We start from the raw sequence: 8,525 nt of genomic DNA on the forward strand, positions 1-8,525 counted from the left end.
TACGAAAGAGGTGAACATGATGAAGGAAGGGATTCATCCCAACTATCAGCAGACGACGATTAAGTGCGCTTGCGGCGAGGTTATTGAGACGGGAAGCACAAAGAAGGATATCAAAGTGGAAATCTGCTCGAAGTGTCACCCTTTTTATACAGGCAAGCAGAAGCTGATTGACACCAGCGGACGCGTTGACAAGTTCAACAAGAAGTTCGGCCTGAGATAACCAAAAGAAAGTTGCCCGCACTTTACGTGCGGGTATATTTTTTTGTCCTCATGCGATATAATGAACGCATATGAAATGTAACAGGAGGCTGTGCACATGTTTAAAAAAATCGGGGCAAAGGACATTCAGGGAAACATCTTCGATCTGATCGGCGACAAGTGGATGCTGGTCACCGGCGGCGACAAATCTGGTTTCAATACGATGACCGCCAGCTGGGGCGGCGCGGGCGTCCTTTGGCAGAAGCCTGTGACGCACTGCTATGTCCGGCCGCAGCGGTATACCCGCAAGTTCATGGATGAAGGGCAGTATTATACGCTCAGCTTCTTCGGCGAAAAATACAGGGACGCGCTGTTTCTCTGCGGCTCCAAGAGCGGCAGGGATATCGACAAGGTCAAGGAGACGGGCCTGACGCCGTGCTATGCCGACAGCGGCGCCGTCTATTTCGAGGAAGCGGAGCTGGTGCTCGTCTGCAGGAAAATCTATTTTCAGGACTTTGACCCGGAGAAATTCCTCGTGCCCGAGATTGCCGGCACGTATGAAAACGGGGATTATCACCGCATGTATGTGGGGGAGATCGTCGAGGTATTATCCAAATAGCCCGCCCAATTTCCCCACGCGGCAGGCCGCGCGGGGGGCCCCTTTTAATTTAATCTGCCGGCGGAAATGAATTCCGCCTCGGCATAAATCTCGCTGGCGCTCACAGGGCTGCGCCCCCTATGACCCCTTGATGGGGCTCCGCCCCAGGCCCCGATTCGGGGGCTGCGCCCCGGACCCCCTTTAGTCTGCCTGAAGGAGTGCTTTGCGCCGCGCCGCTTTCGCGCGGATGCAAAATCAGCTTTATACGATACAGCTTAAGAAACAGGTGAAATTTATAGACAACACAACAAATAAAGACTTGGAAAAAGCCGTGCTGGCGGGATTATCCGCCGACAGCATGGAGTTCAGGGAGCGCACGACGGACGAGAGCCTGGACGAGCTGGAGGCTTTGCTGGAAACGGCGGGCGGCGTCTCCATGGGGCGTATTCTCCAGAAAAAACAGACGCCTGACCCAAGGACGTTTATCGGCGAGGGCAAGGTGCAGGAGGTGAAGGCGCTGGTCCAGGCGGAGAGCTGCACGCTCGTCGTCTTCGACAACGAGCTGTCGCCGTCGCAGGCCCGCGCTCTGGAAGAGGACCTGGGCGTCCGCGTGCTGGACCGTTCCGGCCTCATCCTGGACATCTTTGCCCAGCGCGCCCGCACGCGGGAAGGGCGGCTGCAGGTGGAGCTGGCGCAGTATAAATACCTTCTGCCGCGGCTCACCGGCATGTGGACCCACCTGGAGCGCCAGGCGGGCACCTCGGCCCCCATCGGTACCCGCGGCCCCGGCGAAACGCAGCTGGAAACGGACCGGCGGCACATCCGCCGGAAAATCTCCAAGCTGGAGGAGGAGCTGGAGGAGGTCCGCAAGATCCGCTCCACCCAGCGGCGCAAGCGTGAGAAAAACGGCGTCCCAGTGGTGGCCCTCGTCGGCTACACCAACGCCGGCAAGTCCACGCTCCTGAATAAGCTCACCGACGCCGGCATCCCGGCGCTGGACCGCCTTTTCGACACCCTGGACACCACCACGCGCCAGCTGAAGATCAGCGACACGCTCACCGTCCTCGTCTCCGACACGGTCGGCTTTATCCGCAAGCTGCCACACCTCCTGGTGGACGCGTTCAAGGCCACGCTGGAGGAGCTCAGATACGCCGATCTCATCGTCCACATTATCGACGCCTCGAATCCGCTGTGGATACAGCAGGCGGAGGTCGTGGATGAGCTCATCCTGGAGCTGGGCGCGGAGGAGACGCCCCGGCTGGAGGCGTTCAACAAGTGCGACCTGGACCTGTCCGTCACGCACCCGCGCGGGGACGACATCGTCGAGCTTTCCGCCAAAACGGGCCGTGGCCTTGACGATCTGCTTGAAAAGATCGAGCAGATTCTCCAGAAGACGAAGAGGAAGGTCACGCTCCGCCTCCCTTACGACAAGGGCGGCGTCGTCGAGACGCTGCACAAGGAGGCGTCCGTCCTGCGGACGGATTATCTGGAGAGCGGTATCGAGATCGAGGCCGTTCTAAACCCCGACACGTACGGCCGCCTCCGGGACTTTGTCGTCACCGAGGACGCCTGAGAGCCCCGCGCATGAAACCAAGCCGCTTCAAGCCCGTATTGACTTGGAGCGGCAAATTTTATACACTGGACAAACCGACATGAGCGAAGGGCAGGGGGGATAACAATGGAGTATCTTGTGCCGTCCGGGTACGGGGAAGCGGAGCTCGTCGAAAAGCGCTCGCGCTTTATCGGCCGGGTCTGGCCGGTCGAAACGGAAGAGGAGGCCAGGGCGCGCATCGCCGAGACAAAGGCAAAGTATTATGACGCGCGGCACAACTGCTGGTGCTACGCGCTCCGCGGCAGCGGCGACGGGCCTGTCGCCGCCGTGCGCTACGCCGACGACGGCGAGCCCCAGGGGACGGCCGGGCAGCCCATGCTGGAGGTGTTCCGCCGGGGCGGCGTCGATAATTTTCTCTGCGTCGTCACGCGCTATTTCGGCGGCGTCCTGCTGGGCGCCGGCGGCTTGACACGCGCGTACGCGGCAACGGCCAAGCTGGCGCTGGACGCGGCCGGTATCGCGGAGCTGCGCCGCTTTGCCGTCATGGAGCTCGTCTGCCCGTATCATCTCTTCGAGCGCATCAAAAACGAGATAGAGAGCTTCGGCGGCACCGTCGACAGCGCCGCCTACGCTGCCGACGTCACCGTCACCGCGCTCTTCCGGGAGGAAGAAGCCCCTCGCTTCGCCGCCCGCCTTGCCGATATGACCTCCGGCGCCGTCCTGGGGCAGATCACCGGGAGCCGCGATGCGGCCGTCCGCATCGGGTGACGCCGCCCATCGACGGCAAAGCCGATATTTTTCAAATAAGATATTGCATTGCCGGCACATTTGTGGTATCATCATTGAGCGTCCAAATCCGGGTGTGGCGCAGTTGGTAGCGCGCTTGACTGGGGGTCAAGAGGCCGCAAGTTCAAGTCTTGTCACTCGGACCAGGGAAAAGGCCGTCGATTTATGTCGACGGCCTTTTCTGTTATTTGCAACAACTCCGACCAGCACAAGACTGTCGATTTATGTCGGTAGTCTTGTGCCTTATATAATTACATATTATGTATATTATGACATATTTTTTAATTACAGTTAATATATAGTTGATTTTCTCTTGCTGTTTATGATATAGTTAACCTGCAAATAACGTTATCTGCTTGGCTTAATCACTGTGGGGTGATCGTCATTATCTATCTTGCATAATAGTCACATGAGGAGGTATTTTTAATGAAAATTATCAAAAAACCATTAATGTTCCTTATCCTGGGATTAGTTTTATCCCTAACTATTATTTCGGCATCTGCCGCTTATGCCATTAGTGATGTTTACTCTTTCCCTATAGCGATCAATGGCATTTGGTATTCTAACTATGCTACCATTTTTGCTAGTTCGCCACCGGCAGCTGCTGATGCTTGGGCAGAAATGGACACAACCTCAAACGTGTCAGCTGGATATATGAGAGTAACAGCTAAGCTTTTTGATGCAAGTGGTTATCAGTATTCTCAACGTACTGCCACTAATAGTGTACCTGCCACTAGCACTGCAATAAATACTGGAAATTATACTGGTTCAGGCGAATATTTTAGTCAAGGAAGAACTGAAGGTTGGACTGGCACGACGTATACGGGATATGATACTAAACCTAGTCCGCATTTGGTCGCGTAAGGAGGTATTAAGATGACTAAGACAAAATTTTTCAATGTGACAATTTTCGTGTTTACAATAATCGCTGGAATGATAATTGGTATTATGTTTATTAATAATACTCCAAAGGTTTCGGCCGTTTCTCCTAGTATTCCTAAGTATTATCAAGTGAATAGCAACGGTCAAACTTATGGGTCTGCTCTCACTGCCGATTTTGTAGGCAAAGAGCCTGATCTGGTAGCAGTAGTATGCGCAGACGGTACAAAAGGGTATGCCTATGCCAAAGATTTAAAGGGACCAGACTTTAAAAGTCCTGAAGAAGCGCTTGCTTATGAAAAAAATAATCCTAGCGTAACTGTTCCAGTATACGAGGCGGACGGGAAAACTGTAGTTGGTCAATTTGTGTTAGCATACGGTGGTGGTATAACATTGACTACTGAAGAAAAAGCAAACGGTATTACAATGGCGGAGAAAATTGAACAGGTAAGTAAGTAATAATGCGTCCAATTCTTTTCCACAGGATTGACAATACCACGTCACATTGTAAAAACCCGGGCTTCGGCCCGGGTTTTTAGTGTCACGTCGTGCTGGATACTCGGGGCGGTTTATACTCAATGATTCTGGAAAAGAGATTAAATGAAATGAGCTTTTTGCCATACCACGAGACGGCCAGTCTGCGGACTGGTCGGGCCTTGACCGTGGCCGTTCGACGGAATATCGGTAGTCACCCTCAAAGCCCACGCCAGCGAGCTTTGATTATTACGAGAGATACGGCATATCGAATCATTAAGAGGATGTATCTTTAACTTTCATTACAGCAACTGTATAATACCCTTGACTTTGGAACTTCTTAAGTGTTATACTTTAGGAGTTCCAAAGTGAGGTGATGATTTGGGGACGAAAAAAATGGGTCGTCCAACGGATAATCCTAAGCCGCACCAAATGACTGTCAAGTTCGATGATGAGTGTAAAGAAATTATCGACAATTACAGCGAGCAGGAAAGTGTTTCAAAAATGGAAGCGGTAAGGCGCGGGATTAAAAAGTTAAAGGATGACCTCAAAAAATAAAAGGAAGCGGCGCACACTCCACAAAGCAACACGCCACTTCCCACACCGACAGATGCCCGGGGGCAAATGCAGCGTAAATATTATAGCATGCGCCGCAAGACCTTTCAAGCAATGTCGGACAACATGAGTGAAAGGAAAGCGTTTTATGATTATACGGCAGCTGAAGCAGGAGCAATATGAATGTTTTCACAACTATTTGAGGCACAACGCCCATGCCGAGCCTTTGGATGCGAGCTACACTATGTGCGTGACCGTCAACGACAGGGAATACGCCGTAAAGCTTCAGCCGGAGAGACATTGCAAGATGGCGGTTTTACAGGCGTTCCGAATCGATCGCGGCGAGGCGGGCCCGCATTTCGAGCTGATAACGCAGGGCAATCTGCTGTCCTCGTTTCTTGAAATTCTCATCGATCAGGGGGCGGACCAGCCGTTGGGTACCGTTGGCCTATAGGCAAAGGTATATAAATCAAGGTGCCGCAGAGGGAGAATCTGCGGCACCTTGTATAGGGAGAAAAGCGGTAGGGGAGGTAGGCAGCAATTTATTCCGTAAAGATGCACTCGCCGGTTTCTTTGCCCAGGAGGGCGACCCAAATACCGTAAAATACGCATACAGCGGCAACGAAGGGGAAGACGTTCGGCGCCCCGTAGCTTTGTACGATCATGCCGATGATGGTCGGGCCTAAAAAGGCGCCCGTTCGGCCGAAGATTGAGCCATAGCTTAAGGCGGTCCCGCGGATGCGGGTGGGATATAATTCCGGCGTATAGACGTTGTTGGTCATGGCCGAACCGTAGACAAAACAATTATATAGGATGCCTAATACGATCATCAGGCCCAGATTGCCCGACTTGCCGTAACAGAAGGCAAAGACCCCGATAATGATCGGCATGACCACCGTTGTCCACTTGCGGCCCAATCTCTTCAGCAGGAACTGGACGACCGGTATCCCCAGCAAACCGCCCAAATACATGACGGACGTATACCCGATCGACTTGATAATCGTAAATCCTTTCGCGACCATCAGGGAGCTGAACCAGGTTGAAAGGCCGATAGAGACAAACATGGCGGCCGGCCACCAAAGCGTTACCATTATTGTGCTTCTGACATATTTCTTGCTGAAAAGCTCGACAAGCGGGATTTTCGTCCTGTTGGCAGCGGGCTTTTCTTCTTCGCTCAATACCTGAATGGGCGGCAGCTCTTTACCGGTCGCCTTTGCGACCCTGCTCTCTATTTTTGTTATAACGGCGTCGGCTTCCTCAAAGCGCCCTCTGCTTTCCAGCCACAAGGCAGATTCGGGCAAATATTTTATCAGGATGAAAACCGTCAGAGACAATATCGACTCGATGACGGCAACGCCGCGCCAGCCTATCGAAGGTATCAGGAAATAACTCAGCAAACCGGCGGCAGCCAAGCCGAGCGGTGTGCAGGACATAAAAACCGTTATATAAGCCGCGCGTTTTTTTGCGGGGATGCTCTCGCTCAGTAATGTGGTGGCGGCTGGAATCTGAGCGCCCAGGCCGAGTCCGATACCGATACGGGCAATGATCAAAACCGTCAGCGATCCGGCGGCTGCCATTATGACCCCGAAAATTCCCCAGACAAACATGGAGACAACGATAATTTTCTTGCGGCCGATCCTGTCACAGAAAATTAACGCGATGATGGCGCCGGCTATGACGCCCAGGCTGCTGACCGAGCCCAACAGGCCCGACTGCGCGGAATTTAAACCGAACTCCTTTGTGAAGTATGGAAGAAAATAGCCGATTGCCCCATTATCCACCGATTCAAGGAAATATGTGCCGACGATCATGAAACCAAGAAAGATGAAGTAGGATGAAGACGGCAGTCTTTCAAGCCGCCAGGCTACTTTAGTTCGGGAACTCGTGTTCATTTTTTCCTCCTCATAGTAGTATTTCAGGAAAACGACGCGGTTTTATGAATCTCTTCAATAACTCCCATCTCACGTCCTTCAACTTAAACTGATAGCCGGAACGAATTCCGCGAACGGACCACCTCGATTCTTACACAAATTTCCGGGGTATTGCTTCGAGCACTGTGCAAAGCATCATGTCGGGCTACTTGTTCTGATAAAGTATTTTCCGGCATGCATTGATTTCGTCATGAATGATCGGAAGCCACTTATCATTGAAAATCATAATATTAGGTAGATAGCATCCGCCTTCCGCCATTTTCATTATTTCTTCCCTGATGCCCTGTCGCAGAATGTCCTCCGTCAGTTTCCCGACGCTGTCCAAAACCTCGTATTTCTGCATGTCTATGTAAACGTCGTAAACAACCTTGCCCGCTGTGATTTTTTTCATTTTCGGAATATCGTTAATCGGCATGATCTGAAGGGCGTCCACGCCGATTTCGCACATATCCGGAATAATATCCTCAATAAAACCACAGCAATGGAACTCAAAAATCAATCCATTTTCATGGGCGCAATCAATAATTTTTCGCAGCCTTTCTTTAAACAGCTCCCTCCATAAGCCGGGGGAAAAGAACATCGCCCGCTGCGTGCCGTAATCGTCGTGAAAGGCAAGGATATCCGGCCTGTAGTATTTCGCGATTTTTTCAATGAGCCTGCATTTATACTCGACCATTGCACTCAGAAACCTGCCGACCTCTTCGGGTTCTGTCAACAAGGCCATTAAGGAATTTTCAAAACCCAGTAATGCGTGCATTCTTTCAAACGGGCCGTTATGGTTTACGAAATAGAAGAGATTGTTTTCCCGGTCGAATTTATCAAGACGGTCGATTTTTGGGGCATCCGCCCAGTTCCATGAATCAAGATCGGGGAAATGCACTGCTGTTTCCCAATCGCATATATCTTCGAGCAGGGGATGCGAATCCGGTACAGGCGCGGGGTCGCCTTCCAGCCAAAGCCAGTTAACACCGAACCAGTCTTTTCCCGCTCTATTGTTGAGCGGCCTTTCGCGTATCCCATTGATTGGCGATATGGCTTGAATACCGATGCCGAATTGAGGCAGGTACTCCGGCATTTCGTGTTTGTATAGCTTCAGCATGTTTTCTTTCGGACTGATCATATTCCAAGCTTCCCCTCATTTTCGGTTTGCTTTTTCATAAAAATTTAAAAATAAAACGGACAAATATCCGGCTGCTGAGTGTCACCGGTCTTTGTGAAATTATATTATTTATTATAAAATCAATTTTAAAATAGTCAATCCAGTTATAGATTTTCATAGTAAAAAACAAAATTAAGGATATTTTATAGTTGATAGTGCATATAGACAAAGCGATAATAGCTGATATTCAAGTGTGGAATCCGACATTTTGACATATGCCTATTTTAACGGAGCACTGTTTCGAAAATTGATTATAACAATAATTTTCAAAATATAATCAAAAATCTGAATTTTGACAGTGTAGGATTGTCAAACATATTGGACAGTCAAGTAGACAAGAACTCAAGCGGAGATTTGTAATGAAGCGGGCGCATGGGGATAGAATTAGAGCGA

At 51.0% G+C, this 8,525-nt stretch carries 10 protein-coding genes and 1 tRNA gene; 9 read left to right on the forward strand and 2 right to left on the reverse strand.

The genetic code is table 11. From position 1 onward, the window contains the following. Positions 1-19: 19 nt before the first annotated feature. From rpmE to BUB60_RS08220, 9 genes are all read left to right on the forward strand, one after another. On the forward strand, positions 20-220 hold the full coding sequence (gene rpmE, locus BUB60_RS08190) for a 50S ribosomal protein L31 (RefSeq protein WP_073077580.1): 201 nt from the start codon (positions 20-22) through the stop codon (positions 218-220). A gap of 96 nt (positions 221-316) precedes the next feature. Further along, positions 317-817 carry a flavin reductase family protein gene (locus tag BUB60_RS08195; protein WP_073077583.1) on the forward strand — a complete coding sequence of 167 codons (501 nt, stop codon included), beginning with the start codon at positions 317-319 and terminating at the stop codon, positions 815-817. A 265-nt stretch (positions 818-1,082) separates the two neighbouring features. Further along, positions 1,083-2,369 carry a GTPase HflX gene (gene hflX, locus BUB60_RS08200; protein WP_242941171.1) on the forward strand — a complete coding sequence of 429 codons (1,287 nt, stop codon included), beginning with the start codon at positions 1,083-1,085 and terminating at the stop codon, positions 2,367-2,369. Positions 2,370-2,474: 105 nt separating this feature from the next. Continuing rightward, positions 2,475-3,116, forward strand: a complete 642-nt coding sequence (locus BUB60_RS08205) for an IMPACT family protein (protein WP_073077587.1) — start codon at positions 2,475-2,477, stop codon at positions 3,114-3,116. 88 nt (positions 3,117-3,204) lie between these two features. Continuing rightward, positions 3,205-3,280 (forward strand) — tRNA-Pro (locus BUB60_RS08210). Positions 3,281-3,560: 280 nt separating this feature from the next. Further along, positions 3,561-3,998 (forward strand): hypothetical protein, encoded by a 438-nt coding sequence (locus BUB60_RS19745; RefSeq protein WP_143162298.1) that lies wholly within the window; start codon positions 3,561-3,563, stop codon positions 3,996-3,998. Between the two features lie 12 nt (positions 3,999-4,010). Next, a complete protein-coding gene (locus BUB60_RS08215) occupies positions 4,011-4,472 on the forward strand; it encodes a hypothetical protein (protein WP_073077589.1) in 462 nt (153 codons plus the stop codon). 396 nt (positions 4,473-4,868) lie between these two features. After that, on the forward strand, positions 4,869-5,045 hold the full coding sequence (locus BUB60_RS20400; protein WP_200796617.1) for a ribbon-helix-helix domain-containing protein: 177 nt from the start codon (positions 4,869-4,871) through the stop codon (positions 5,043-5,045). Positions 5,046-5,190: 145 nt separating this feature from the next. Continuing rightward, a complete protein-coding gene (locus tag BUB60_RS08220; protein WP_073077592.1) occupies positions 5,191-5,496 on the forward strand; it encodes a hypothetical protein in 306 nt (101 codons plus the stop codon). A gap of 88 nt (positions 5,497-5,584) precedes the next feature. On the opposite strand, the gene BUB60_RS08225 is transcribed toward BUB60_RS08220, so the two are convergent. Together BUB60_RS08225 and BUB60_RS08230 are read right to left on the reverse strand one after the other, a co-directional pair. Next, positions 5,585-6,934 carry an MFS transporter gene (locus tag BUB60_RS08225; protein ID WP_073077594.1) on the reverse strand — a complete coding sequence of 450 codons (1,350 nt, stop codon included), beginning with the start codon at positions 6,932-6,934 and terminating at the stop codon, positions 5,585-5,587. A 184-nt stretch (positions 6,935-7,118) separates the two neighbouring features. Further along, complete coding sequence (locus tag BUB60_RS08230; RefSeq protein ID WP_073077596.1) at positions 7,119-8,093, reverse strand: uroporphyrinogen decarboxylase family protein; 975 nt, start codon at positions 8,091-8,093, stop codon at positions 7,119-7,121. Between the last annotated feature and the right edge of the window lie 432 nt (positions 8,094-8,525).

It is taken from the genome of Sporobacter termitidis DSM 10068 (assembly GCF_900130065.1).
GTDB classification, from domain to species: domain Bacteria; phylum Bacillota; class Clostridia; order Oscillospirales; family Oscillospiraceae; genus Sporobacter; species Sporobacter termitidis.